Source organism: Pseudophaeobacter arcticus DSM 23566 (genome assembly GCF_000473205.1).
GTDB classification, from domain to species: Bacteria; Pseudomonadota; Alphaproteobacteria; order Rhodobacterales; family Rhodobacteraceae; genus Pseudophaeobacter; species Pseudophaeobacter arcticus.
This window is the reverse complement of sequence record NZ_KI421507.1, coordinates 2,612,143-2,634,887: the sequence shown is the minus strand read 5'-3', so window position 1 is coordinate 2,634,887 and position 22,745 is coordinate 2,612,143. Positions and strand designations below refer to the sequence as shown.

Genomic DNA, 22,745 nt, shown 5'->3' with positions numbered 1-22,745 from the left:
AACCGGCCCTCCGTTGTGATGGGCCGGTTTTGTTTTTTGAATCTTAGAAAGTTTTGGTTTTTAATGGCCGAACCGTGGTTTGCGCGCGGCCAGGTTGATATTGGAACGGTAAGATATGCAAAGACTACGCAATCCTCGGATTGGAATTGACCAGGGCGATCTGGTGCTGTTTTCCGAATTCGACAGTGGCGGCAGCATGTGGACCGGCGAAGGCGCCCGCGAGCGGCGCAAACGGGTGACCTTTAGGGAGGCTTACCGCCGCCCCCCAGCGGTGCAGGTCTCGATCTCGCTCTGGGATATGGATACCAGCGCCGCCATCCGGGCCGAACTGGTGGCGGAAAATATCACCACAACGGATTTTGAAGTGGTGTTCCGCACCTGGGGCGACAGCCGCATCGCCCGCCTGCGCACCGCCTGGACCGCGATGGGCGAGCTGCCCTTTGACGACGACTGGGATGACGTGGACTGAGGGTTGCGGGTATTGGGGGCTTGCGTGAACCCACTTCGGCTATTGCTGTGGGTTGTGTGATCGCGAAGGTGCACTAAGCGGACTTTGCTGTCGTTGGTCTTTTGGATAACTTTGCGCATATGAAACACAACAAACTCCATGGCGTTGCCCACAATTACACTGACTCCCTTGCGGGAGGATTGAGTTTCGTGGTGCCACATCATGTTATTTACACGCACGTTTTTGCGGAAGCTGCTGCGAACGAAAATGGATTTATCGTGGCAAACTTTTTGACGGGAGAAGTGGAAGGCGCCTGTCTCGACGGAGAAGTCGAATACGCTTTGCCGTTGTTCAAAAACGCTTTTCCTAACTTTTGCGAAAAGCACGACGTCGAGTTTTCGGACTTCACGGCGTTCTTGGTTCGCTTCATTGCGAGCAAAAACGGCAACAGCTATGTGATTACGATTGAGGATCGCAGCGGACGACGAACCTCGCGTGAATATGTTGGGAACAAGGGAAAACGCTCCGAGACGCTAGATGACCTTGGAAGGCGCCGTCCGAAAATTCTCGACGCACCTTTGGACTGACTAAGCAGGTAGGTTTGGGCTCATTGCTGACCTTGAGATGGAAGCTGTGCTCTTGCAGCATTGCCACTTACACTTAATGCAAAAAGGGCTCCGGCAGATTGCTGCGCGGAGCCCTCTCTGGTCTGAATAATAGTTCAGACGCCGTTAGAATACAGCGACTCGTAGATCGGGATCAGGGTCTTGTCCTCAAACAGCGACGACACCGAAGTGCCGTGCCAGATGTTCAGGATCGCCTGGGTGAACAGCGGCGCTGTGGGCAGGATGCGGATGTTGGGGGCATTGCGCACGGCCTCGGTGGGCTGAATGGTATCGGTCAGCACCAGCGATTTCATCACTGAGTTGGTGACACGCTCCACTGCAGGGCCGCTCATCACGCCGTGGGTGATATAGGCGTGAACCTCCTTGGCGCCATTGTCCAGCAGCACCTGGGCGGCCTTGCACAGGGTGCCGGCCGTGTCGCACATGTCGTCGATGATCAGGCAGATCTTGTCCTGCACATTGCCGATGACGGTCATCTCGGCCACTTCGCCGGCTTTTTCGCGGCGTTTGTCGACGATCGACAGCGGCGCGTTGATGCGCTTGGCCAGCTCGCGGGCGCGGGCAACGCCGCCCACATCGGGAGAGACCACCATCAGATCCTCCATGCTGTCCTTGAACTGGCTTTTGACATCCAGTGCAAAAATCGGCGAGGCGTAGAGGTTGTCCACCGGAATATCAAAGAAGCCCTGGATCTGCGCGGCATGCAGATCCATGGTCAGGACCCGCTCGATGCCAGCACCGGTCAGCATATTTGCAACCAGCTTGGCAGAGATCGGTGTGCGCGCCTTGGTGCGGCGGTCCTGACGGGCATAGCCGAAATAGGGGATCACTGCGGTGATCCGTTGCGCGGATGAGCGGCGCAGGGCATCCGAAATGATCAAAAGCTCCATCAGGTTGTCGTTGGCCGGATTGGAGGTCGGCTGAATGATAAACATATCTTCGCCGCGCACGTTCTCGTAGACCTCGACAAAGATCTCGCCGTCGTTGAAGCGTTCAACGCGGGCATCAACCAGGCCTTGGTCGATGCCGCGATGCATACTCATACGGCGGGTAATGGAAGTGGCAAGCGGGAGGTTGGCGTTCCCAGCGATGAGCTTGGGTTCGTGCAAGGTCGGCATTGGCTGATATCCCCGGCAGCAATGGCAATGTGACAGATTCGTGATCTTGCTCACCGCTTAACATGTGCGTAGCTTTCAGCCTAGTTCTAAGCGGGAGAAAACCAGAAATGGCCACGATTGATTATTACTTTTCGACCCTGTCGCCCTATGCGTACCTGGCTGGCACACGGTTGGAGGCGGCCGCGGCGCGGCAGAATGTCCAGATCAATTACAAACCGATGGATATTGTGGCGCTCTATGGCAGCACCGGTGGCACGCCGCCCAAGGAACGTCACGTCTCGCGGCAGGAGTACCGGTTGATCGAGCTGCAGCGTCAGGCGAAAAAGAATGGGCTGGCGATCAATCTGCATCCGGCGCATTGGCCGACCAATGCCGCGCCTTCGTCTTATGCAATCATAGCGGCGCAATCCGCAGGGGGCGGTGATACGGGCGCATTGGTGCATGGGCTGATGCAGGCAGTCTGGGTGGAGGAGCGCGATATTGCACAGGATGAGGTGATCAAATCCTGCCTGCAAAGCGCCGGCTTTGATCCGGCGCTGGCGGATAGCGGGCTCTTGGCCGGCGCGGAGAGATATGCGCAAAACCTCGAGGATGCACTTAAGGCGGGGGTCTTTGGCGCGCCTTTCTATATTACCGAGGATGGGGCGCGGTTCTGGGGCCAGGATCGGATCGAGGATCTGGAACAGCATCTGGCGGGGTAATCCCGCCCATACGGACACTTTGGCCCAGGCCCCTATGCTGGCCTGGGCAAACTGGCGCGGCAAAAGATCCGAACAAGTGAGAGAGCAAGTGATGAAGGATGGCAGGTTGAGCGAAGTTTATTGCCGCAGTTTTGGCGCGGGACCCCGCCGGGTTCTGGCGGTGCATTGCTCGCTGGCGCATTCCGGGGCCTGGCGTGGTCTGGCGGAGGTGATGAGGGATGAGATCACAATCACGGCATTTGACATGTTCGCCCATGGTCGCAGCCCGGATTGGGATGAAACGATGGATTTTCAGGACGCCAATGTGACGGCGGGCTTGGCTTTGCTGGACCGGGAGGCAGGGCAGGTTGACCTGATCGGCCACTCTTTTGGGGCAACCGTGGCCCTGCGTATGGCCCAGGCCCGCCCCGAGCGGGTCAGGAGCCTGGTGCTGATCGAACCGGTGCTCTTTGCAATTGCCCGCCAGGAGGCACCAGAGCTGCAGGCGGCGCTGGAGGCAAAAGAAGCGCCATTCAACGCGCTTTTTAAGTCCGGTGATGTGGAACAGGCGACACGCCTGTTCAATCGCACCTGGGGCACGGGAAAGCCAAAATGGGAGGACATGCCGGAGCAGGCGCGGGCTGCCATGGTGCGGGCGATGCGTGCGGTCCCCACGAGCTATAAAACGCTCTATCTGGACGACAAGGGGGTCTTGGAGCCCGGCGCCCTGGATCCGGTAAAGATGCCGGTTCTTTTGCTCAGCGGCGGTGCCAGCCAGCCGGTGATGCCAGTGATCAATGAGGGGCTGGCGCGGCGCCTGCCGCAGGCCCGCTGCGAGGTGGTTGCTGAGGCTGGCCATATGTTGCCCATCACCCATGCCGCAGTTACAGCGGGTCTTCTCTCTCAGTTCTGGGCTGGGATGGCCTGAGCGCTGGGATAGCCTGAACGCTGGCATGGCCTGAGGACCAGGGAGGGGGCGCGGCCCCCGGAATGTTTTTGCAAAGATGAAAGCGGGGCGGCAGGGTATTCTGATTAGAGGATCAGGGCCAAGAACTGATCGATCTGCTCTTTTTTAATTGCCCAGTCACAGACAAAGCGGGCGGCAACCTGCTCTTGGGGATCGCCGTCCAGTGGGCCATCCCAGAGATGGTAGGCCGCACCTGCGTCAAACAGGCGCTGGTGCGTTGCGCGGGGCAGCGCGGCAAAGATCATGTTGGCTTGTGGATCATGCAGCAAGGGGGCCTCGGCACGGCGCAGCCCCTGGGCTAGATAGGCGCAGCTGTCATTGGCTTTGACAGCATTGTCGCGCCAGAGATCATCGGTGAGATAGGCCAGCATCTGGGCCGAAAGGTAACGGTGCTTGGAGAACAGATGGCCGCCGCGTTTGCGCCGCAGCTCAAACTCCCGGGCTTTTTGAGGATCAAAGAAGATCACCGCCTCGACTCCAAGAAGGCCGTTTTTGGTGCCGCCAAAGGAGACAGCGTCTATTCCGGCCTTCCAGGTCATTTCTGCCGGCGTGCAGCCCAGGGCCACCATGGCATTGGCAAAGCGGGCGCCATCCATGTGCAGGGGCAGGGCGAACTCTTTGGTCACGGCGGAGAGCGCCTGCAGTTCGGCCAGGGAGTAGATCGTCCCGCGTTCGGTCACCTGGGTGAGCGAGACCGGCCCGCGCTGCGGCCCGTGGACGCCGCGGGTTTCCTCCTTGGCGATGGTGGCGCGCAGAGCCTGTGGCGTCATCTTGTCGTCAAACCCGGGCGCTCCGGGCACCAGGGTCAGTTTGGCACCACCGCTGTAGAATTCGGGCGCGTTGCATTCATCCTCGTGGATATGAGCGGTGGGGGTGCAAAATATGGTCTCAAAAGGCTGGCAGAGCGTCGAAAGCGCCAGGGCATTGGCGGCGGTGCCGGTGGCCACCAGATAGACCGCAGCCTCGGGGGCTTCAAAGATCTCGCGGATCCGGGCGGTGACCTCTGTCATTTCTGCATCGGCGCCATAGCCCATGGCGTAGCCACTGTTTGCCTCTGTCAGGGCGGTCAGGACCTGTGGTGGCACCGGGCCGGAGTTGTCAGAGGCAAAAAACATCAGATAGGTTCCTCGATGATATGGTCTTCCCAGTCTTCTTCGGGGGTGTCGAATTCGGAAACCGTCCAGCCGCGCACTGTGACGCCTGCGGCGTGAGGGCTATTGGGGTCGCCGGTCAGCAGTGGGTGCCATTGGGGCAGGGGCTTGCCCTCCCAGAGCAGGCGATAGGCGCAGGTCTGCGGCATCCAATAGGCGTGGCTGTCCAGGTTATCGGGCCTGAGCACGATACATTCGGGAATGAACTGATGGCGGCTTTCATAATGGGCGCATTGGCAGCTGTTGTCGTCGAGCAACCGGCAGGCAACCCGGGTCAGGGCTATCTCGCCGCTGTCCTCGTCTTCCAGCTTGTTGAGGCAGCATTTGCCGCAGCCATCACACAGAGCTTCCCATTCCTGCTGGTTGAGCAGCTCCAGAGGCGTCTTTTCCCAGAACCGCGCTTTCAGGCCTTTGCGATCAATACCATTGCTCATGTTTCGGCCTGCGTTCTAGCCGGGGTTTCGGCCTGCGTTTCTGCCTGCATTTCGGCGGTGAGGATGTCGCGGGCACGGGCGCAATCGGCCGTCATCTGGTCAATGAGCGCTTGCAGCCCGTCAAATTTCATTTCGGGGCGCAGGTAGTCCACCAAGGCAACCGAAAGGGTCGCGCCATAGAGATTACCAGTGAAATCAAACAGGAAGGTCTCGATATTGGGATGGGCGCCGTCAAACATCGGCCGCACCCCAACAGAGGCCGCGCCCTGATAGCGGCCCTGATGTGGGCCATTCAACACATCCACCAGCACCGCATAGACGCCAAAGGCGGGTGGGTGCAGCCCGTCGATGGACATATTGGCAGTGGGAAAGCCGAGGTCACGCCCGCGTTGCTCGCCGCCGATGACTTCGCCCTCGATCCGGTGCCAATGGCTGAGCATGGCGGCGGCATCGCGGGGCCGGCCTTCGCTGAGAGCGGTGCGGATGGCGGTGGAGGACACGGTATCGTCGGAATGTTCCATCAGGGGGGCAATGGTGACACCAAAGCCCATCTCGGCGCCAAAGCGCTGCAGGTCGGCTGCGGTGCCGCTGCGGCCCTTGCCAAAGCAGAAATCGGCGCCAACCACCACATGGGTAAGGCCCAGGCCCTCGGAAATGACTTTGCGGGCAAACTCTTCGGGGGTCAGGCTGGACAGGGCTGCGTTGAAGTTCAGCTGATACAGCCGCTCGACTCCCAGTTTTTCCAATCGCGAGGCGCGGGCCTCGGGCGACATCAGGCGGAAGGGCGGGGCGTTGGGTGCAAAGAAGGCGCGCGGGTGGGGTTCAAAGGTCATCACCCCCAGCGGAGCATCCGGCGCGGCGGCGCGGGCCAGATCAATAACCGATTGATGGCCCCGGTGGACGCCGTCAAAATTGCCGATCGCGACGCTGGCGCCACGGTCTTGCTGTTCTACAAATTGATAGTCTCGGATGATGCGCATGTCGCCTGCCTAGCGCTCTGCAAAGAGGCTTGCAAGTGTCGGCGTTGCGGAAGTTTGCAAGAGGCTGCAATCCCCTCCTGCCGGGGGAGGCAACTTAGTCGAACTTACGCGAAGGGGCCATGACCATGGCTTCGCCGACCAGGACCTTTTTGCCATCTACCATGCAGCGGCAATCCAGTTTGACCCGGCGTTTGTCGATGACGATATCCGTTACCTCAACCTCGGCCAGCACCAGATCGCCGGGCCGCACCGGGGCGAGAAATTTCAGCGATTGGCTCATGTAGATGGTGCCATGTCCGGGCAGTTGTTCGCCAATGACCGCAGAGATCAGGCCGGCCGTAAGCATGCCGTGGGCAATGCGACCCTGAAAGATGGTGTCCTGAGCGTAAGCGTCATCCAGATGCACCGGGTTGCGATCAGTGGAGACCTGGCTGAACATCTCGATGTCTTCGTCGGTGATCACTTTGCGGACAAAGCGCGTCATACCCATTTCGATGTCTTCGATGCAGATGGTTCCGCGCGGCAGGTTGTCCAACATTTGATCCTCCATGAGATCTCCCCTTTCAAAGGGGGTCTTGAAATTTTCAAGCGCCAAACGGAGCCTGTTGGCAACTTTATTACTTTGCAGGTGCAGAAAATCAAGAGGTTTTTGGCAGCGACTTGTCTGCTCAGAATTGTGCAGGGGGCAGTGTCGGGCCAAAGAAAATCGGCGCCAGTGGCGGTGGCGCCGAGGTAAAAACTCCTGTCAGGTGCATGTAAATAAAAGGTAAGTTCTCTACCTAAGAAAGCCGATGCTAAAGGTCGGGGCTGATTTTTCTTGTTCGAGATAGGCTTTTAGCGCTGCAGCATCGGGCTGGGTGGTTGTTTTTGTTTCACGGGCTGCCAGACCGCCGGTGATAAAGAGGGAATCGATCCCCTCCCCCATGCCGCCGGCGATATCCGTATGGGGACCGTCGCCAATGGCCAGAATGTCACCATCGGGAATATCAGTGCCCAGCTCGGCCAGACGACGGCGGGCAAGGTCATAGATCGGCGGGTAGGGCTTGCCAAAGTAAAGGCTCTCGCCGCCCATCTCGGTATAAAGCCGCGCCAGCGCACCGGCACACCACTCCCGCTTTTCGCCGCGATCAACGATGATATCGGGATTGGCACAAAGCAGTTTCATGCCCTTTTGTTTGGCCAGCAGGAAATCGGCCCGGTTCACATCGGGGTCGGCCATGGTGTCGAAGGGACCGCAGCAGACAATGCCCTCGGCCTCGGCCAGGGGAACGCGGCTGATTTCAACCGGGTTGTGAATCACGTTCAGGGGCTCAAAAAAGCCGGCATCACGCTGCCATTCACCCATGAAATAGACCTTGCTGCCAACAGCGCCCGTAAACATCGCCGAACGGGCAGAATCGCCAGAGGTGGCGATGGTGTCATAGGCATCCTCTGGTACGCCAAATTCGGCCAACTGCCCGGCCACCCCGGCACGCGGTTTTGGCGAATTGGTCACCAGCACCACGATACCGCCACGGGCGCGGTAGGCCTGCAACGCGGCGACGGCTTCGGGAAAGGCGGTAACCCCATTGTGGACGCAGCCCCAGAGATCAACAAAAAGCGCGCTGTAGCGGTCAGAGACCTCTGCGAGGGATTGGATGATGCGGGTCATATATGCGCCTTTCCTGTCTGCGCCGCGCCGTCTGGTTATGACGGGGCTGGGCTGTGCGGGGCTAGATATGACCGAGTTCCCCGGCTGATGCCACCGCGAAACGTGCAGGCCGCACTGGCGCAGGGGGAATCGCCTGCAAACCGACATCCGGGAAAAGCCGGGGAGAGTACAGGCTGAGTACAGGCTGAGCACAGGCTGAGTACAAGCCGGGGGTAGGTGGACCGGCGGCACCAAGGCGCCGCTGGCCAGAGGTAACAAGCAGCGCTTAGGCGGCTTTTTTCAGCGCTTTTTTAGCGGCCTTCAGTTTGTCTTCCTGACGGGCAACCTTGGCTGCGCGCAGTTTGACTTCTTTTTTCAGGTCTTTGATTTTTGCTTTTTTGGCGTCGGCTTTTTTGCTCATGACGTTTGTCCTTGTCTCAAGTTTCAGAAGTAGTGGTGTCATGCTCACGCAGGAACCCACGGATGAAGCGGCGAATTTCGCGGGCGGCACTGGTGTCCAGCCCGTCGCAAAGATCAACAAATGCATCCCGCTCTTCCTTCGAGATCCGAATGATAAGCTGGGCATCCTTGCGGACCTTTTTGGTCTTTTCTGCTTTGGCCATCTGTGGCGGCTCCTAAGTAAGCGTGATTTTGTTACTACAATGAATATCGTTTGTATATACAAAAACTCCCCGGTGGGCGATTTTATCCGTTCCCAATCGAACAGGCCGGTATAAACAGGCGGGTATAAAACAGGCTGGTATTAATCAGGCGGGCACAAAAAAAGGGCGCCCCATTGGGACGCCCTGAAACAGTCAGCAGTCAGATGCTGTGGGTGACAGCCTGCTCAGAGTTTGAGGTTCGGAATGATCTGCTTTTTGCGGCTCATGACGCCGGGCAGGACAACCGAGTCGCCTTCAACAGTGACACCAAAGCTCTTCTCGGCGACGGATTTCACCAGATCATTGGGTACCATCAGGGTGGCTTCTTCGTTGAGGATATCCACCACAAAGAGCAGAACCTGATCAACACCGTCTTCGGTGGCCACGGTGGTCATGGTCTCCATCAGGCTGGCCTGACGGTCCAGCACCACGGCAGGGGCTGTGGTTTCCAGCACCGAGACACGGAACTTGGTGCCCTCAACCGCGTATTCCTTGCTGTCCATGCGCAGCAATTCGGCGTCCGAGAAAGACGAGACGTCGGATTTGGCGGCAAACATATCGGCGGCATAGGCGGCGATATCAATGCCCAGATCCGCGGCCAGCTTTTCGGCAACGGCACGATCATGATCGGTGGTGGTGGGCGAGCGGAATTCCAGCGTGTCCGACAGGATGCAGGTCAGCGCCGCGCCTTTGATGGCTTCGGGCATCTTTGCCATGTCGTCACCGATCAGATCATACATGATGGTGGCGGTGCAGGCGAGCGGCCGGATGGTGATGTCGATGGGACCTTTGGTCTCCAACCCGCCAACCAGTTTGTGGTGGTCGATGATGGCCTGAACGTCGGCGCCATTGATATTGGCGGGCAGCTCGGCTGGGTTGTTGGTGTCGACGATGACAACCGGTTGATCGTCAGCCACATCGGCAATGATTTCAGGTTTGTCCAGGTTCCAGCGCTGCAGCATAAAGGCAGCTTCGGTGTTGGGTTCCCCCAGCAGCTTGGCTTCGGCGGAGATACCTTTGATCTCGTTCAGGTACCAGGCCCAGATGATTGGGGAGCCGGTGGAATCGGTGTCTGGGGATTTGTGGCCAAGAACTTGGACGGTCATGATGCTATCCTGTGAACAAAAAGGGAGAGTTTGAGCGCCTTATAGCAGGGTAATATCCCTTGTCACCCCACCAGGGCCGCAATGCGGCAATGTGGTAAACGCAGTGTCATGCGTGCAGGCTGGTGCGCTTTGGCTCGCGCGATCCTGGGCAGGGCGGTCAAAATGCGGGATCAAAACGCGGCGCGCGTCAGGCTGTATCCCTGTTGTTTCAGCAGGTTCAATACGCCGGTTTTTCCAGGCAGATGCAGGGTGCCAACAGCCACCACCAGGTTGTTGCCCTCGGTGGCTTCGATCACTGGGATCCAGGCTGCGTTGCGGCGCACCAGCATCAGGTCCATTGTCTCATCCCACAGCTGTCTGGCCTCGTCTTCCTCATAGGCAGAGTTTTGGTAAAACCGCCGTTCCACCATGGCGAGGTAGCGCCAGGTGGTTTGCTCAAAATAGCTGTGCGTCAGTGTGACGAATTCGTCCGCGCCCTGTCCCATCAGGCTGAGAGAGAGCTGCATCTGGCGGAGCTGTTCGTCCAGCGAGTCTTCATTGAACGCTTGCAACAGGGGCATTGGGTCCTCGAGGGAGAGCATCGGAATATTGGCGGTGTTGGCCTGCTGTTGCAGGCGCTTATCAAGGCCCAGCTTGCTGGCCTTGCTGCCCCTGAGGCAGGGCGGAACGGACATCGACATGGCCAAAAACCAAGGCCGCATTTTTGCCGCCATCCAGCCGGGGATACCGTGTTTCTGCGCCATGCCGGACAGGGTGGCCCAGTCTTCGGCGGACAATCGGTCAATCAAGGACGGACCTTGGGTAATGAATATCAGCTCAGGGGTTTTCCCCAAGCGCGATTGCAACTCTGCTTCATCCTCTGGGGTGATCTCCAACAGCAGCGTGTCGGCAGCGGCAAGGACCGGTTCCAGGCGGGCAGTGATGGCATCGAGCCGGGGGTCATTCAAATGCATGGTTCCAATCACATGGATCCTGCGGTCCCCTCGCTGGGCGATCCAGTGATTGCCCTCAGCAAAGGGAGCATCGGCAATTCTGGCGTCAATCCAGCTCCGGTCCTGGGGCGTGGTGGTTGTACGCAGGTCGGTGCCGGTACAGGCGGCCTGCGCCCAGGCGGGGATCAGGGCTGGTAGCAGGAGGATCAGTACAGAAAAAATCAGCCGCATGGTTGCTCCGGAAATGTGTTGTGGTGTCGGCTTGCCCGATGGGGCGCGCCTTTTGAAAAGGGGAAATGATTCTAATTAAAGGCTGCGCGTTCCAAGCTGTAGCCGCGCTGCTTGAGCAGGTTAAGGAGGCCCTCTTTGCCCGGCAGATGCGCGGCACCAACGGCGATCACCACCTGCTCGCCTTTGATCTGCTGGATGGTCTTGACCCAGAGCTTGTTTCGCCAGCCCAGCATATTGCCATAAAATGCACGATCCAACCGGGTGAGTTCTTTGGATGAAACGCCGATATACTGGCTGGCAATGCGGGGCTCCAGAAGGAAGGCCTGCCACACGCTTTCGTCAAAATAGGCTTCTACGGCTGTTGCGTTTTCGGGCGCATCCGAGAGCAGGAATGCCACCTCGTTTTCGAGTATGCGCACCTGGTCCCGCAGGGGCAGGCGGGACAGGGCGGAAAAACCGGTGGCGGCCGTTTCCAAACCGCCAAGGGGAATGCGTTTGCGGATGGCAAAGCGTTCAATCCGGTCATCCAACCCCCGATTGAGGCCAAATCCAAAGGGGCGGCAACCACCGGGGATCAGAAAAAGGCTCACGGCCCAGGGCTGCATTCTTTGAATGGTTTCCATATCCGCATTGGACATCGCGGCAAAGATCTCAAACTGCTCCCATGTTTTTGGACTCATCAGCTGCTGCAACCGGCGCCCAGAAGGTAGCAGGAAGGCCTCTGGTCTTTCTTTTACCTGATCCTTGACCCGTCTCATTTCCGCGCGGGTGACTTCAAAATACACCGCATCAGCCTGGGCAATGATGGGGCGCAGGCGGCTCATCACCCGTGCCATGCGGCTGTCGCCACTGTGCATGGTGCCGATGATATGCAGCGACTGGCCGCCTTTGCGGGCGATCCAATGGTTGCCGGTGGAATAGGGGGTCGCAGCCATCTGGCGCGCGAGCCATGTCTTTTCGCTGGGCGGCAGGTGATCGCGAAAATCGGCGCCACGACAGGCTGCATTGGCAGGCTGAACAGCCAGCAAAACCGCGAAGAGAAATGCAAATATACGGATCATAGGCTCAGTCTCGTTGGATTCGGTGTCAAAGGCTAGTGTCGGGGTTCAAATTGCAAGGAGATAACTCACCTTTGACGCGAAGGCGACCCCGGCGCTACACGGCAGCGCGGCTTGAACTGTGCTCTGCAACCTGCCAAGCATCCCCCATGGACCGCGAAGATCAACTCTACCCACCCGTAAAGGCTCTGCTTCAGGCTCAAGGCTATGAGGTCAAGGGCGAGATCGGGGCCGCTGATGTGATGGCGCGGCGCGGCGGCGAGGATCCGGTAATTGTTGAGCTGAAGTTGCGGTTTTCACTGTCGCTGTTTCATCAGGCCATCGCCCGCCAATCCATCACCGATCTGGTCTATATTGCGGTGCCCCGGCCAAAGGGACGGCAGGCCAAACGGATGCTGAAGGAAAATCTGGCGCTTTGTCGCCGGTTGGCCCTGGGGCTGATCACCGTGTTGCCGGACGGGCGCTGCGAGGTGCATTGCGACCCTGGCCCCTATGCGCCGCGCAAATCCAAGAAGCGCCAGCAGCGGCTGCTGCGCGAGTTTGAAAAGCTGCGCGGAGACCCCAATGCAGGCGGCGCGACCCGACATGGGATTGTGACCGCCTATCGCCAGGATGCGCTGCGCTGCGCCGCCCATCTGGCCGAAGCCGGCGCCACCAAGGGCTCAGCGGTGGCCAAGGCAACCGGGGTTGGCCGGGCCACTGCGCTGATGTCCGCCAATCACTATGGCTGGTTCGAGCGGGTCTCGACCGGCATTTACCAGCTGACCGAGGCGGGCAGTGACGGGCTGAAGCACTGGGCCTATAGTTGGGAGCCGGAGGCCGGGCTGACGGCGGATAACAGCCCAGGGTGATCGGCCCCAGAGGCCTGCGGAGCGGGGCGCAGAAAATTGCTGAAATTTTCTTTCCCATTTTGGTTGACTCATGCGGCGCTGCTGCCTAGCTATTCGTTCGTTAGCACTCACTAGGTGTGAGTGATAACGCCCTCTGCGGGGAGCAGGGGGACAAGGATAACAACCTTTGAGCCTTATAAGGAGCTGCAAAGATGGCATTGAAACCACTCCACGATCGCGTGCTGGTTCGTCGTACCGAAAGCGAAGAAAAAACTGCTGGTGGTCTGATCATTCCTGAATCCGCCAAGGAAAAGCCCAGCGAAGGCCAGGTCGTCGCAACCGGCGAAGGTGCACGCAAGGACAATGGTGAGCTGATCGCAATGGCTGTCAAAGCTGGCGACACCATTTTGTTCGGCAAATGGTCCGGCACCGAAGTCACCGTCGAAGGCGAAGAGCTGCTGATGATGAAAGAAAGCGACATCATGGGCATCATCGAGTAAGCTTTGCCGCTTCTCTGATCCCATATCACGCTGAATTACATAGAATTTTCTCGAGGAGAGTAAAACATGGCTGCTAAGGACGTCAAATTCGACACCGATGCCCGCAACCGTATGCTGGCTGGCGTAAACATTCTGGCTGACGCTGTCAAAGTGACCCTGGGCCCCAAAGGCCGTAATGTCATTCTGGACAAAAGCTTTGGCGCACCCCGCATCACCAAAGATGGTGTTTCCGTTGCCAAAGAGATCGAACTGGAAGACAAGTTCGAAAACATGGGCGCCCAGATGGTCAAGGAAGTTGCTTCCCGCACCAATGACGAAGCAGGCGACGGCACCACTACTGCCACCGTTCTGGCTCAGGCGATTGTCAAAGAAGGCCTGAAGCAGGTTGCTGCTGGTCTGAACCCAATGGATCTGAAGCGCGGTATCGACTTGGCAACTGCCACTGTCGTTCAGGGCATCAAAGACATGGCACGCGAAGTCAAAGACTCCGCCGAAGTTGCACAGGTTGGCACCATCTCCGCCAACGGTGAAACCGCCATCGGCCAGCAGATCGCAGATGCGATGCAAAAAGTTGGCAACGAAGGCGTGATCACTGTCGAAGAAAACAAAGGCCTGGAAACAGAGACCGATGTTGTCGAAGGCATGCAGTTCGACCGCGGCTACCTGTCGCCCTACTTTGTCACCAACGCTGACAAGATGGTTGCAGAGCTCGAAGACTGCATGATCCTGCTGCACGAGAAGAAGCTGTCTTCGCTGCAGGCAATGGTGCCACTGCTCGAGCAGGTGATCCAGTCGCAAAAGCCTCTGCTGATCATTGCTGAGGACGTTGAAGGCGAAGCGCTGGCGACCTTGGTTGTCAACAAACTGCGCGGCGGCCTGAAAATTGCTGCTGTCAAAGCGCCTGGTTTTGGCGATCGCCGCAAAGCGATGATGCAGGATCTGGCCATTCTGACCGGTGGTCAGGTGATCTCCGAAGATCTGGGCATGAAGCTTGAGTCCGTCACCATGGACATGCTGGGCACGGCCAAGAAGGTCGAAATCACCAAAGACGAGACCACCATCGTTGACGGTGCCGGCGCCAAAGCCGAAATCGAAGCCCGTGTTGGCCAGATCCGCGCTCAGATCGAAGAAACCACTTCCGATTATGACCGTGAAAAACTGCAAGAGCGCGTTGCCAAACTGGCCGGCGGTGTTGCTGTTATCCGCGTTGGCGGCATGACCGAAGTTGAAGTGAAAGAGCGCAAAGACCGCGTTGACGATGCCCTGAACGCAACCCGCGCGGCTGTGCAAGAAGGCGTGATCGTTGGCGGTGGTGTTGCTCTGGTTCAAGCCGGTAAAGCACTCTACGGCATGGAAGGCGCAAACGCTGACCAGACCGCAGGTATCGTGATCGTGCGTAAAGCGGTTGAGGCGCCTCTGCGTCAGATCGCTGAAAACGCCGGTGTTGACGGTGCTGTGGTTGCTGGCAAAGTGCGCGAAAGCGAAGACAAGAACTTTGGCTTCAACGCTCAGACCGAAGAATATGGCGATATGTTTGCCTTTGGTGTGATCGACCCTGCCAAAGTGGCACGGACTGCCCTGGAAGATGCAGCCTCGATTGCTGGTCTGCTGATCACCACCGAAGCCATGATCGCTGACAAACCGTCGAAAGACGGCGGCGCAGGTGGCGGCATGCCCGACATGGGTGGCATGGGCGGCATGGGCGGCATGATGTAATCACAAGTCCTTTGGACTTGTGACGCCGGGCAGGCGGTCTTCCTTTTGCAAGACCTGCCGAGCCGGTCATCACGCCATCCTACCGGATGATTTTGGGGTCGCCTGTCAAGGCGGCCCCTTTTCTTTTGGATTGTGATCAGTATTCATTCCCTATGGTCAAAGCTGTTTTTATCCAATCCTCCCATTCGCCGTATGATGATCAGCCAGGGAGGGCCTATCATTTCCCCAAACGGCAATATCTCGGTCGTGTTGAACAAACAGTCGGAGATTGGGTGATTTTCTATGCAGGGACACGAGGGGGAAACCTTGGGTATCATGCGGTGCAGAAGGTTTTACAGGTTATTGAGGATCCGAATGATGATAGCCAAGCCTATGCTCTGCTTGACCCTGGAAGCGAATTGTCATTTGAGAATTATGTCCCAAGGTGGCGACCGGACTTGGGGCCTTTTGAAACAGGTTTGCCACGATCAAGAGGCAGCAACACAAGCGCGGTTCGTCTAATCTCTGACAATGATTTTTCCAAAATCATTCAGGCTGGGTTGGCCGCAAGAATGGAGCCTGACACTTTGCCGCGCAGCGGGGAAAGCCTCCAGCAAGGGTTTTCCGATGATCCGGAACCGTTTTTGCACGCGGGACCGTCGAGGGAGGTTTTGCTCAGTCAAAGAGCATTCAGGGATCGTAGCTTTGCTCGACAGGTGAAACATGCCTATGCAGGTCGGTGCTCTATTTCGGGATTGGAGTTGAGAAACGGAGGCGGTCGACCTGAAGTTGAAGCGGCACATATCATCCCAGTCTCTGAGAATGGCCCGGACACTGTGCGAAACGGGATCGCTCTATCAGGGACGGTGCATTGGATGTTTGATCGCGGTTTGCTTTCAATCAGCGACAGCAACGAAATCCTTGTAGCGCAAGATGCAGTTGAGGACCGGGTTCTGGAGAGGCTGATTGTCCCGGACAGGCGCCTCATCGTGCCGGACAATCCAGTTTTCCAACCGCACCCTAGCTACCTGAAATGGCACCGTGACAATGTTTTTAAAGGATAAATGAACCGGATTCGAACGAGAGTCCCTGTTAAACTCCTTTTCAATGCGGGCTTGTCTTCGGCGGGACTGTTTTTGGAAAGTTAAAAAAAGGGCGCGATATGGGAGTGGGGCCGGATGTTTCAAGAGATGTCACTGAGGCGCAGTTTGATGAGGTGGAGGCGCTGCTCAAGGTGGCTTTTCCCACGGACGCAGAGGCGCGGCTGGTGCGGCGGCTACGGGCGGATGGCGATATGCTTGTTGAGGTTCAAAAGCCCTGGCAGGGCAAAATCGGCGGGTACTTGGCGCTGAGCCGGATGCAGGCGCCTTTGGGCTGGGCCTGTCTGGCGCCGATGGCCGTGCGCCCTGAGTGGCAGAGAGGCAGACTGGCCGAAAACAACCCGAATATGGAGGTTGGCGCGGCGCAGGAGGAGGCCTGCCGCAGACCCTGGCGGTTTGGCAGTCGCATGCTTTGGGAGTTGGCTGCGCTTATTGATGGTGCCACGGGAGAACAGGAACCGCGCCTGCCGGAAGCGATTGTCGTGCTTGGTGAGCCGTCATTTTATGGGTGTTGTGGCTTTAGCTTGGCGCGGGCGCAAAAACTGCACAGCCCCTATCCGTTGTCGCATACCCTGATCCTGAAGCGCGGTGTGGATGTGCCAGAGGAAGGGCTGGTCTATCCTGCGGCCTTCTCGAAGATGTGAGGCCCATGTTCCGCGAAGCGGGTCCTGGGGTGGTTGCTCCGTCGCGGAGCTTGCGGTAGCGATCACATGAAATGTCATATCTGCGCCGGGACTGTCGGCCTGATCGAGGCCTGATGATGCAGCTTGTCCTATTTGTTCTTCTTGTATTGATCGCCTTTGCAGCCAATTCGGTTCTGGGCCGGATGGCGATCAGCTGGGGCTATATGGATGCGCTGGGATTTGGGCTTTTGCGGCTGGCCTCGGGGGCGGCCATGTTGGGGGTGCTCTGTGTGCTGCGGCGGCGGAGCCTGCGCCAACCGCTGGTGCCCAGTCTGAAAGGTGGCGCGGCGCTGACGCTCTATATGATCGGCTTTTGTCTGGCATATCAGGGGCTTGATGCCGGGCTTGGCGCCCTTATTCTGTTTGGCGTGGTGCAGATTGCCATGTTTGGCTGGGGGGCTGTCCGGGGCAGCAACCCCAGTGTCGGACAGATGATTGGCGCCGGGGTGGCCTTTGCCGGGCTTGCCTATGTGGTCTGGCCGGACCAAAGCCTGCAGGTGTCGCTGTGGGATGCGGTGCTCATGGGGCTGAGCGGTCTGGGCTGGGCGGCCTACAGTCTGATAGGACGCGGCGTGCGTGATCCATTGGCCTCTAGTGCGGTGAATTTTCTTTGGGCCACGGCGATGATACTGCCCTTTGTCTGGGCCGCGTGGGGCAGCGGCTTGATCACTGGGCTGATCACGGGACCGGGTATTGTTCTGGCCGCAATTTCTGGGGCGGTCACTTCGGGGCTTGGCTATGCGCTGTGGTACCGGGTGTTGCCGCAGTTGCAACCAGCCGTCGCTGCAACCATTCAATTGAGCGTACCGGTGCTGGCAATCCTGGGCGGCATCATTTTCCTGGCGGAACCTGTGGGGGCACGGTTGATTTTGGGCACGCTGGTGGTTCTGGCAGGCATCGCGCTGGTGATCTGGACCCCAAGACGCCTGTAGGCAAGGTGCCTGTAGACAAAGCGCCTGCAAAAAGGGGTTTTCTCGCGCCGCCGCAAACCCTATCTCAGGGGGAATGAAAAACCTGATCAAACCTCTGATTTTTACCGCTTTGGCAGTGATCCCAAGCCAGGCTCTGGCCGATTGCGTCGTGCTGCTGCATGGGCTGGCGCGATCAGAGAGCTCATTTGTGGTGATGGAGCAGGTTCTGGAAAACCGCGGCTATCAGGTGGTGCGACCGGGATATGAGTCGACGGCCTTTCCCGTCGCCACGCTGGCCGAACGAACCCTGCCGGCAGCGATTGCTGAGTGCGGCGCAAATGCGCCCATCCATTTTGTGACCCACTCCATGGGGGGCATCTTGCTGCGGCAGTATTTTCAGGCTGCGGCACATCAGCCGCCAAACCTGGGGGCTACGGTCATGCTGGGCCCACCCAATCAGGGCAGCGAAGTGGTGGATGAACTGGGCGATTGGGCGGTTTTTGGCCTGATCAACGGCCCCGCAGGCGCGAGCCTTGGCACCGGGGCGGATAGCCTGCCCAAGATGCTGCCGCCAGTGGATTTTTTGCTGGGTGTCATTGCGGGAAATCAATCCGTCAGCCCGGTGTTTTCGGCGCTTATTCCGGGCGAGGATGACGGTAAGGTCTCGGTTGATAGCACCCGGGTTGCCGGGATGCAGGATCATCTGGTCCTGCCCGTCACCCATACCTTCATGATGAATGACCCGCTGGTCATTGCCCAGGTGATGGCCTTTCTGCAACAGGGAAGGTTTGATCCGGATATTACCTGGCTTGATGCACTGAATGACGCAATCGCGGGCACCTGTATCGGGACGGATTGCGGCTATGGTTTGACCAGAAATAAGTAGGAGCCCTGCGCCAATGACGAGGCTGGAATTGACCCTTCAGGGGGCGGATGTGTTGACACCAGCAGGGCTGGATCAATCGGGTGAAATTGCACTCTCGGGTGGAGCAATCACCGCGATGCCCTGCGGGCGTCGGGTGGATCTGACCGGATATCTGGTGCTGCCGGGCATTATTGATCCGCATGGGGATGGGTTCGAACGGCATCTGGCGCCCCGGCGCGGGGCGATGAAACAAATGGCCGAGGGGGTTGTCGCCACCGAGGCCGAGCTGGCCGCCAATGGCATGACCACCGCCGTGTTGGCGCAGTTTTACAGCTGGGAAGGCGGCTTGCGCAGCCCGGACTACGCTGGCCAGGTTTTTGAAGCCCTGGCTGAGGTGCGCGGCGATCTGGTGACGGATCTGCTGCCGCAGCTCAGGTTTGAAACCCATATGTTGGACGACTACGCCGCGCTGCCAGAGCGGATCGCAAAATGGGGCCTGTCTTATATCGTCTTTAACGACCATCTGCCGCATGACCGTTTGGCGCAGGGCAAAAAGCCACCCCGGCTGACGGGACAGGCGCTCAAGGCCGGGCGCAATCCCGACAGGCATTTTGAAATGCTGCTGGATATGCATGGCCGTAGTGCCGAGGTGCCTGCTGCGCTTGATGTGCTGTGCAAGCAGCTGCGCAGCGCAGGCCTGCGCATAGGCAGCCATGATGACCAGACAGCGGCAGATCGTGCCACTTGGCGGGCGCGCGGGGCTGAGATCAGTGAGTTCCCCGAAACGCTGGAGGCCGCCGAGGCGGCGCGGGCAGGGGGGGATCATATCATTCTGGGCGCGCCCAATGTGGTGCGGGGCGGCTCGCACAAGGGCAATGCCTCGGCGCTGGATCTGATTGCCATGGGGCTGTGTGATGCGCTGGCCTCGGATTATCACTACCCCAGCCCGCGCCGCGCCGCGCTGATGCTGGCACGCTCTGGCCTGTTGGATCTGTCTGCCGCCTGGGGGCTGGTATCCTCTGGTCCGGCTGGTCTGTTGGGGCTGGCGGATCGCGGCGATTTCACGCCTGGTAAACGCGCCGATATGGTGATCCTCGACAAGGCGAGCGAACGGGTCGCCGCCACTCTGTCCGGCGGGCGGGTGAGCTATATGTCCGGTGAAATTGCATCCCGGTTCATGGGGTGAGGGCCGAGGGGGAAAGATCTGCTTCCCGGTAGATCTGCAGTTGGAGATTGCTCTGCGGCCTGTGGATGCAGCAGGGACTAAAAAGCGCCCGCTCTCGAATGAGGGCGGACGCTTGCGATCTGGGCTGTGTTGTGCGGATTACTTCTGCGGACGGGTAATCCGGTTTACATGGGCCATCTTGCGGCCTGGCTTGGCCTCGGCCTTGCCGTACAGATGCAGGGCGCAGTCGCGCTCTTTGGCCAGCTCGGGCAGGCGGTCCATATCGTCGCCGATGAGGTTTTCCATCACCACGTCCGAATGGCGCTGTCCATCGCCCAGGGGCCAGCCTGCCACTGCGCGGATGTGCTGTTCAAACTGGTCAACGGCGCAGCCATTTTGGGTCCAGTGGCCTGAGTTATGCACCCGTGGCGCAATCTCATTCACCACCAGCCCCTGCGGGGTGACAAACAGCTCAACCCCAAGCACGCCAACATAATCAAGCGCGTTCAGTACTTTGGCGGCCAGAAGCACCGCGTCCATGCGCTGGCTGGCGCTGAGGCGGGCGGGCACTGTGGTGGTGTGCAAAATGCCATCGCGGTGGACGTTCTCACCGGGGTCAAAACAGGCGACCTCGCCGGTGATGCCACGGGCGGCAATGACTGAAACCTCATGGCTGAAATTGACAAAGCCCTCCAGCACCGACGGCGCCCCCGCCATGGCCGTGAGGGCCTCCTCCGCCTGTTCTGGCGACATGATGCGGGCCTGGCCCTTGCCATCATAGCCAAAGCGCCGGGTTTTCAGGATTGCAGGCGTGCCGATCTCGGCAAGGGCTGCCTGCAGGCTGGCGGCATCGGTGATATCGGCAAATGGCGCGATGTGCAGGCCGAGGCTTTGCAGGAAGGTCTTTTCGGTCAACCGGTCCTGCGAAATCCGCAGAGCCTCGCGGCCGGGACGAATGGGGCCATGGGCCTCGATGATGTCTAGGGCCGCTGTGGGGATGTTTTCAAACTCATAGGTGATCACGTCGACCGAATTGGCAAAGGCGAGCAGGGCGGCGCTGTCCTCATAGCCGGCGGTGGTAACCTGATCTGCGACCTGGCCTGCAGGGGGATTGGCGCCGGGTTCAAAGATATGGGTTTTAAAGCCCAGGCGGGAGGCGGCAACCGACAGCATGCGGCCCAGCTGACCACCGCCCAGGATGCCAATGGTGGCGCCGGGTTTTAATGCATCAGTCATCAACGGGCTCCTCGGGGATCGAGGCCGAGAGCGCCGAGCGCCAGGCGTCCAGACGTGCGGCCAGGGCGGGATCCTGCAGGGCAAGGATACCAGCGGCCATGAGCCCGGCATTTGCGGCCCCTGCAGCCCCGATGGCCATTGTGGCCACGGGAAAGCCCTTGGGCATCTGGAGGATGGAATAAAGCGAGTCGACACCAGAGAGCGCGCGGGTCTGAACTGGCACGCCAACAACCGGCACCCGTGTTTTGGAGGCCACCATGCCCGGCAGATGCGCAGCCCCGCCGGCACCGGCGATAATCACCTGCAAGCCACGCTCCGCCGCCGATTTGCCGTAGGACCACAGGCGGTCAGGGGTGCGGTGGGCCGAGACGATCTTGGCTTCATAGGGGATGCCGAGGTCATCCAGGAGCGTGGCGGCTTCTTTCATTGTCGGCCAATCGGATTGGCTGCCCATGATGATGCCCACTTTGATATCGCTGGGGGTGTTTGGCATGTGATCTGTCCTGTCATGCCGCAGTCCCCAAGGTGGAGAGCTGCTGGGGTGGAAGGAAGGCGCACTATAGTCAAACTTCCCCGTGGTGCAATGCGACAATGCTGCGAGGTTGGAGCTACGCGGGTGTGGCTTTGGATCGAGCTGTCGGCAGATGGCAAAAGATGGCGCTCCAGCCTGGATCAAAAAAAGGGGGGGCTCCCGCCCAGGCAAAATGGCAGCAAGCTGCCATATGCCCGGTTGGGCATGGCACCGCGCGTTGCGCGGTGCGGCGCGACATGTCGCGCCAAGGCAGCGCGCCGAAAGGCGCGCTGCCGGGCCCAAGGGGCCTGTGGGGTGGCTTTACCACCCCAGCAGCTGCGCGGGAGAGTTGGCTTTGCGGGGCGGAGTAGCCCGCGGACTGTCCTGGTGTCAAGGGGTGGGACCTAGGCGATGATATCAGGGGTCAGCCGGTCTTCGATTTGGGAAATTCTATCCTTCAGCCCCAGCTTTTGCTTTTTCAGCCGCCGGATTGTCAACTGATCGCTGGTGCCGCGCTCTTGCAGGGCGGTAATCGCCTCGTCCAGATCCCGGTGCTGCCTGCGAAACACTTCCAGCTCCACTTTGAGAACCTCATCGGTTTTCATGGAAATATCGGCAGATGCATTCATGTGCGACTCAAAATACAGAAGGGTTTGGGTAGGGATCAAGATACTTCTTTAACGTCTTTTCCGCTAGACCTTGCAGCCATAGTCTTGAGAAGTCGAGAAAACTTACCATATTCTAGAAAAGCAGTTGCCGCCATGGGACTGCTGATCAACGTCGCTTTGAAGCAAAAGGACGATATACGTGTCGAAACTCACTCTGGGGTCTTACCCGCATATGCTGGGGTTTGAGCAGTTGGAACGCCTTCTGGAACGCTCGGCCAAATCCGGTAACGAAGGCTACCCGCCTTATAACATTGAACAAACCTCTGATTTTTCCTATCGTATCACCCTCGCGGTGGCCGGATTTTCTGAGGCGGATCTGGCGATAACGGTCGAAGATCGCCAATTGGTGATCCGGGGCCGCCAGGGCGAAGACAGTGACGGGCGGGTCTTCCTGCACCGTGGAATCGCTGCCCGACAGTTTCAGCGCATGTTTGTGCTGGCTGATGGTGTCGACGTTGGCGAAGCGGTAATGGAAAACGGGCTTTTGCACGTGGATCTTACGCGGTCGCGTCCGGAAACCGTGGTTCAAACAATCAATATCAAGAAGGGTTAAGAAAC

At 58.9% G+C, this 22,745-nt stretch carries 27 protein-coding genes; 13 read left to right on the top strand and 14 right to left on the bottom strand.

Annotated elements, in window-relative coordinates:
• Window positions 1-115: 115 nt before the first annotated feature.
• On the top strand, window positions 116-469 hold the full coding sequence (locus tag ARCT_RS0116995) for an H-type lectin domain-containing protein (protein ID WP_027241146.1): 354 nt from the start codon (window positions 116-118) through the stop codon (window positions 467-469).
• Between the two features lie 119 nt (window positions 470-588).
• Window positions 589-1,035 carry a hypothetical protein gene (locus ARCT_RS0116990; RefSeq protein WP_027241145.1) on the top strand — a complete coding sequence of 149 codons (447 nt, stop codon included), beginning with the start codon at window positions 589-591 and terminating at the stop codon, window positions 1,033-1,035.
• A 134-nt stretch (window positions 1,036-1,169) separates the two neighbouring features.
• Here ARCT_RS0116990 and ARCT_RS0116985 read toward each other — a convergent pair whose 3' ends face one another.
• Window positions 1,170-2,192, bottom strand: coding sequence for a ribose-phosphate pyrophosphokinase (locus ARCT_RS0116985; RefSeq protein WP_027241144.1), 1,023 nt, complete (start codon window positions 2,190-2,192; stop codon window positions 1,170-1,172).
• A 107-nt stretch (window positions 2,193-2,299) separates the two neighbouring features.
• Between ARCT_RS0116985 and ARCT_RS0116980 the strand changes: the two genes are divergently transcribed.
• Complete coding sequence (locus ARCT_RS0116980) at window positions 2,300-2,893, top strand: 2-hydroxychromene-2-carboxylate isomerase (protein WP_027241143.1); 594 nt, start codon at window positions 2,300-2,302, stop codon at window positions 2,891-2,893.
• Between the two features lie 91 nt (window positions 2,894-2,984).
• A complete protein-coding gene (locus ARCT_RS0116975) occupies window positions 2,985-3,800 on the top strand; it encodes an alpha/beta fold hydrolase (RefSeq protein WP_036786009.1) in 816 nt (271 codons plus the stop codon).
• A 104-nt stretch (window positions 3,801-3,904) separates the two neighbouring features.
• Here ARCT_RS0116975 and ARCT_RS0116970 read toward each other — a convergent pair whose 3' ends face one another.
• The 10 genes from ARCT_RS0116970 to ARCT_RS0116925 all read right to left on the bottom strand — a co-directional run bounded on the left by ARCT_RS0116970 (window position 3,905) and on the right by ARCT_RS0116925 (window position 12,026).
• Window positions 3,905-4,954 (bottom strand): threonine aldolase family protein, encoded by a 1,050-nt coding sequence (locus ARCT_RS0116970; protein ID WP_027241141.1) that lies wholly within the window; start codon window positions 4,952-4,954, stop codon window positions 3,905-3,907.
• A complete protein-coding gene (locus tag ARCT_RS0116965) occupies window positions 4,954-5,424 on the bottom strand; it encodes a YcgN family cysteine cluster protein (RefSeq protein WP_027241140.1) in 471 nt (156 codons plus the stop codon). Before ARCT_RS0116965 ends, ARCT_RS0116970 begins: the two co-directional genes overlap by 1 nt.
• Window positions 5,421-6,404 (bottom strand): bifunctional riboflavin kinase/FAD synthetase, encoded by a 984-nt coding sequence (locus ARCT_RS0116960; protein ID WP_027241139.1) that lies wholly within the window; start codon window positions 6,402-6,404, stop codon window positions 5,421-5,423. Before ARCT_RS0116960 ends, ARCT_RS0116965 begins: the two co-directional genes overlap by 4 nt.
• Window positions 6,405-6,498: 94 nt before the next feature.
• Entirely contained in the window at window positions 6,499-6,942 is a 444-nt protein-coding gene (locus tag ARCT_RS0116955) for a MaoC family dehydratase (protein WP_027241138.1), read from the bottom strand.
• 237 nt (window positions 6,943-7,179) lie between these two features.
• Complete coding sequence (locus tag ARCT_RS0116950) at window positions 7,180-8,055, bottom strand: TIGR01459 family HAD-type hydrolase (protein WP_027241137.1); 876 nt, start codon at window positions 8,053-8,055, stop codon at window positions 7,180-7,182.
• A gap of 265 nt (window positions 8,056-8,320) precedes the next feature.
• The gene (locus ARCT_RS28815) at window positions 8,321-8,455 is read right to left on the bottom strand and encodes a hypothetical protein (protein ID WP_276202247.1); all 135 of its coding nucleotides are present in this window, start codon (window positions 8,453-8,455) and stop codon (window positions 8,321-8,323) included.
• A gap of 16 nt (window positions 8,456-8,471) precedes the next feature.
• On the bottom strand, window positions 8,472-8,657 hold the full coding sequence (locus tag ARCT_RS0116940) for a hypothetical protein (protein WP_027241136.1): 186 nt from the start codon (window positions 8,655-8,657) through the stop codon (window positions 8,472-8,474).
• Window positions 8,658-8,881: 224 nt separating this feature from the next.
• Entirely contained in the window at window positions 8,882-9,802 is a 921-nt protein-coding gene (locus tag ARCT_RS0116935) for a manganese-dependent inorganic pyrophosphatase (RefSeq protein ID WP_027241135.1), read from the bottom strand.
• A 170-nt stretch (window positions 9,803-9,972) separates the two neighbouring features.
• The gene (locus ARCT_RS0116930; protein ID WP_027241134.1) at window positions 9,973-10,965 is read right to left on the bottom strand and encodes a TraB/GumN family protein; all 993 of its coding nucleotides are present in this window, start codon (window positions 10,963-10,965) and stop codon (window positions 9,973-9,975) included.
• Window positions 10,966-11,036: 71 nt separating this feature from the next.
• Window positions 11,037-12,026, bottom strand: coding sequence for a TraB/GumN family protein (locus ARCT_RS0116925; RefSeq protein WP_027241133.1), 990 nt, complete (start codon window positions 12,024-12,026; stop codon window positions 11,037-11,039).
• A gap of 146 nt (window positions 12,027-12,172) precedes the next feature.
• Here ARCT_RS0116925 and ARCT_RS0116920 point away from each other — a divergent pair, with 146 nt between their 5' ends.
• The 8 genes from ARCT_RS0116920 to ARCT_RS0116880 all read left to right on the top strand — a co-directional run bounded on the left by ARCT_RS0116920 (window position 12,173) and on the right by ARCT_RS0116880 (window position 19,793).
• On the top strand, window positions 12,173-12,874 hold the full coding sequence (locus ARCT_RS0116920; protein WP_036785072.1) for a DUF2161 domain-containing phosphodiesterase: 702 nt from the start codon (window positions 12,173-12,175) through the stop codon (window positions 12,872-12,874).
• Window positions 12,875-13,065: 191 nt separating this feature from the next.
• Window positions 13,066-13,353, top strand: coding sequence for a co-chaperone GroES (groES, locus tag ARCT_RS0116915; RefSeq protein WP_027241131.1), 288 nt, complete (start codon window positions 13,066-13,068; stop codon window positions 13,351-13,353).
• Window positions 13,354-13,419: 66 nt separating this feature from the next.
• Complete coding sequence (groL, locus tag ARCT_RS0116910; RefSeq protein WP_027241130.1) at window positions 13,420-15,069, top strand: chaperonin GroEL; 1,650 nt, start codon at window positions 13,420-13,422, stop codon at window positions 15,067-15,069.
• 152 nt (window positions 15,070-15,221) lie between these two features.
• On the top strand, window positions 15,222-16,112 hold the full coding sequence (locus ARCT_RS26410) for an HNH endonuclease (RefSeq protein WP_036786006.1): 891 nt from the start codon (window positions 15,222-15,224) through the stop codon (window positions 16,110-16,112).
• Between the two features lie 98 nt (window positions 16,113-16,210).
• Window positions 16,211-16,792 carry a GNAT family N-acetyltransferase gene (locus ARCT_RS0116895; protein ID WP_027241127.1) on the top strand — a complete coding sequence of 194 codons (582 nt, stop codon included), beginning with the start codon at window positions 16,211-16,213 and terminating at the stop codon, window positions 16,790-16,792.
• 116 nt (window positions 16,793-16,908) lie between these two features.
• The gene (locus ARCT_RS0116890) at window positions 16,909-17,763 is read left to right on the top strand and encodes a DMT family transporter (RefSeq protein WP_027241126.1); all 855 of its coding nucleotides are present in this window, start codon (window positions 16,909-16,911) and stop codon (window positions 17,761-17,763) included.
• Window positions 17,764-17,836: 73 nt separating this feature from the next.
• Window positions 17,837-18,628: an alpha/beta fold hydrolase gene (locus tag ARCT_RS0116885; protein WP_036785069.1), complete on the top strand. Its 792-nt coding sequence runs from the start codon at window positions 17,837-17,839 to the stop codon at window positions 18,626-18,628.
• Between the two features lie 13 nt (window positions 18,629-18,641).
• Window positions 18,642-19,793 (top strand): alpha-D-ribose 1-methylphosphonate 5-triphosphate diphosphatase, encoded by a 1,152-nt coding sequence (locus tag ARCT_RS0116880; RefSeq protein ID WP_027241124.1) that lies wholly within the window; start codon window positions 18,642-18,644, stop codon window positions 19,791-19,793.
• Between the two features lie 138 nt (window positions 19,794-19,931).
• Here ARCT_RS0116880 and ARCT_RS0116875 read toward each other — a convergent pair whose 3' ends face one another.
• The 3 genes from ARCT_RS0116875 to ARCT_RS0116865 all read right to left on the bottom strand — a co-directional run bounded on the left by ARCT_RS0116875 (window position 19,932) and on the right by ARCT_RS0116865 (window position 22,148).
• The gene (locus ARCT_RS0116875) at window positions 19,932-21,008 is read right to left on the bottom strand and encodes a 5-(carboxyamino)imidazole ribonucleotide synthase (RefSeq protein ID WP_027241123.1); all 1,077 of its coding nucleotides are present in this window, start codon (window positions 21,006-21,008) and stop codon (window positions 19,932-19,934) included.
• A complete protein-coding gene (gene purE, locus ARCT_RS0116870; RefSeq protein ID WP_027241122.1) occupies window positions 21,001-21,501 on the bottom strand; it encodes a 5-(carboxyamino)imidazole ribonucleotide mutase in 501 nt (166 codons plus the stop codon). Before purE ends, ARCT_RS0116875 begins: the two co-directional genes overlap by 8 nt.
• Before the next feature lie 422 nt (window positions 21,502-21,923).
• A complete protein-coding gene (locus tag ARCT_RS0116865) occupies window positions 21,924-22,148 on the bottom strand; it encodes a YdcH family protein (RefSeq protein WP_027241121.1) in 225 nt (74 codons plus the stop codon).
• A gap of 178 nt (window positions 22,149-22,326) precedes the next feature.
• Here ARCT_RS0116865 and ARCT_RS0116860 point away from each other — a divergent pair, with 178 nt between their 5' ends.
• The gene (locus ARCT_RS0116860; RefSeq protein ID WP_027241120.1) at window positions 22,327-22,740 is read left to right on the top strand and encodes an Hsp20 family protein; all 414 of its coding nucleotides are present in this window, start codon (window positions 22,327-22,329) and stop codon (window positions 22,738-22,740) included.
• The last annotated feature ends 5 nt before the right edge of the window (window positions 22,741-22,745 follow it).

Bases quoted from the DNA above. Each gene is read 5' to 3' on its own strand.
- ARCT_RS0116995 (WP_027241146.1), top strand. From the start codon at position 116: ATGCAAAGACTACGCAATCCTCGGATTGGAATTGACCAGGGCGATCTG.
- ARCT_RS0116990 (WP_027241145.1), top strand. From the start codon at position 589: ATGAAACACAACAAACTCCATGGCGTTGCCCACAATTACACTGACTCC.
- ARCT_RS0116985 (WP_027241144.1), bottom strand. From the start codon at position 2,192: ATGCCGACCTTGCACGAACCCAAGCTCATCGCTGGGAACGCCAACCTC.
- ARCT_RS0116980 (WP_027241143.1), top strand. From the start codon at position 2,300: ATGGCCACGATTGATTATTACTTTTCGACCCTGTCGCCCTATGCGTAC.
- ARCT_RS0116975 (WP_036786009.1), top strand. From the start codon at position 2,985: ATGAAGGATGGCAGGTTGAGCGAAGTTTATTGCCGCAGTTTTGGCGCG.
- ARCT_RS0116970 (WP_027241141.1), bottom strand. From the start codon at position 4,954: ATGTTTTTTGCCTCTGACAACTCCGGCCCGGTGCCACCACAGGTCCTG.
- ARCT_RS0116965 (WP_027241140.1), bottom strand. From the start codon at position 5,424: ATGAGCAATGGTATTGATCGCAAAGGCCTGAAAGCGCGGTTCTGGGAA.
- ARCT_RS0116960 (WP_027241139.1), bottom strand. From the start codon at position 6,404: ATGCGCATCATCCGAGACTATCAATTTGTAGAACAGCAAGACCGTGGC.
- ARCT_RS0116955 (WP_027241138.1), bottom strand. From the start codon at position 6,942: ATGTTGGACAACCTGCCGCGCGGAACCATCTGCATCGAAGACATCGAA.
- ARCT_RS0116950 (WP_027241137.1), bottom strand. From the start codon at position 8,055: ATGACCCGCATCATCCAATCCCTCGCAGAGGTCTCTGACCGCTACAGC.
- ARCT_RS28815 (WP_276202247.1), bottom strand. From the start codon at position 8,455: ATGAGCAAAAAAGCCGACGCCAAAAAAGCAAAAATCAAAGACCTGAAA.
- ARCT_RS0116940 (WP_027241136.1), bottom strand. From the start codon at position 8,657: ATGGCCAAAGCAGAAAAGACCAAAAAGGTCCGCAAGGATGCCCAGCTT.
- ARCT_RS0116935 (WP_027241135.1), bottom strand. From the start codon at position 9,802: ATGACCGTCCAAGTTCTTGGCCACAAATCCCCAGACACCGATTCCACC.
- ARCT_RS0116930 (WP_027241134.1), bottom strand. From the start codon at position 10,965: ATGCGGCTGATTTTTTCTGTACTGATCCTCCTGCTACCAGCCCTGATC.
- ARCT_RS0116925 (WP_027241133.1), bottom strand. From the start codon at position 12,026: ATGATCCGTATATTTGCATTTCTCTTCGCGGTTTTGCTGGCTGTTCAG.
- ARCT_RS0116920 (WP_036785072.1), top strand. From the start codon at position 12,173: ATGGACCGCGAAGATCAACTCTACCCACCCGTAAAGGCTCTGCTTCAG.
- groES (WP_027241131.1), top strand. From the start codon at position 13,066: ATGGCATTGAAACCACTCCACGATCGCGTGCTGGTTCGTCGTACCGAA.
- groL (WP_027241130.1), top strand. From the start codon at position 13,420: ATGGCTGCTAAGGACGTCAAATTCGACACCGATGCCCGCAACCGTATG.
- ARCT_RS26410 (WP_036786006.1), top strand. From the start codon at position 15,222: ATGGTCAAAGCTGTTTTTATCCAATCCTCCCATTCGCCGTATGATGAT.
- ARCT_RS0116895 (WP_027241127.1), top strand. From the start codon at position 16,211: ATGGGAGTGGGGCCGGATGTTTCAAGAGATGTCACTGAGGCGCAGTTT.
- ARCT_RS0116890 (WP_027241126.1), top strand. From the start codon at position 16,909: ATGCAGCTTGTCCTATTTGTTCTTCTTGTATTGATCGCCTTTGCAGCC.
- ARCT_RS0116885 (WP_036785069.1), top strand. From the start codon at position 17,837: ATGAAAAACCTGATCAAACCTCTGATTTTTACCGCTTTGGCAGTGATC.
- ARCT_RS0116880 (WP_027241124.1), top strand. From the start codon at position 18,642: ATGACGAGGCTGGAATTGACCCTTCAGGGGGCGGATGTGTTGACACCA.
- ARCT_RS0116875 (WP_027241123.1), bottom strand. From the start codon at position 21,008: ATGACTGATGCATTAAAACCCGGCGCCACCATTGGCATCCTGGGCGGT.
- purE (WP_027241122.1), bottom strand. From the start codon at position 21,501: ATGCCAAACACCCCCAGCGATATCAAAGTGGGCATCATCATGGGCAGC.
- ARCT_RS0116865 (WP_027241121.1), bottom strand. From the start codon at position 22,148: ATGAATGCATCTGCCGATATTTCCATGAAAACCGATGAGGTTCTCAAA.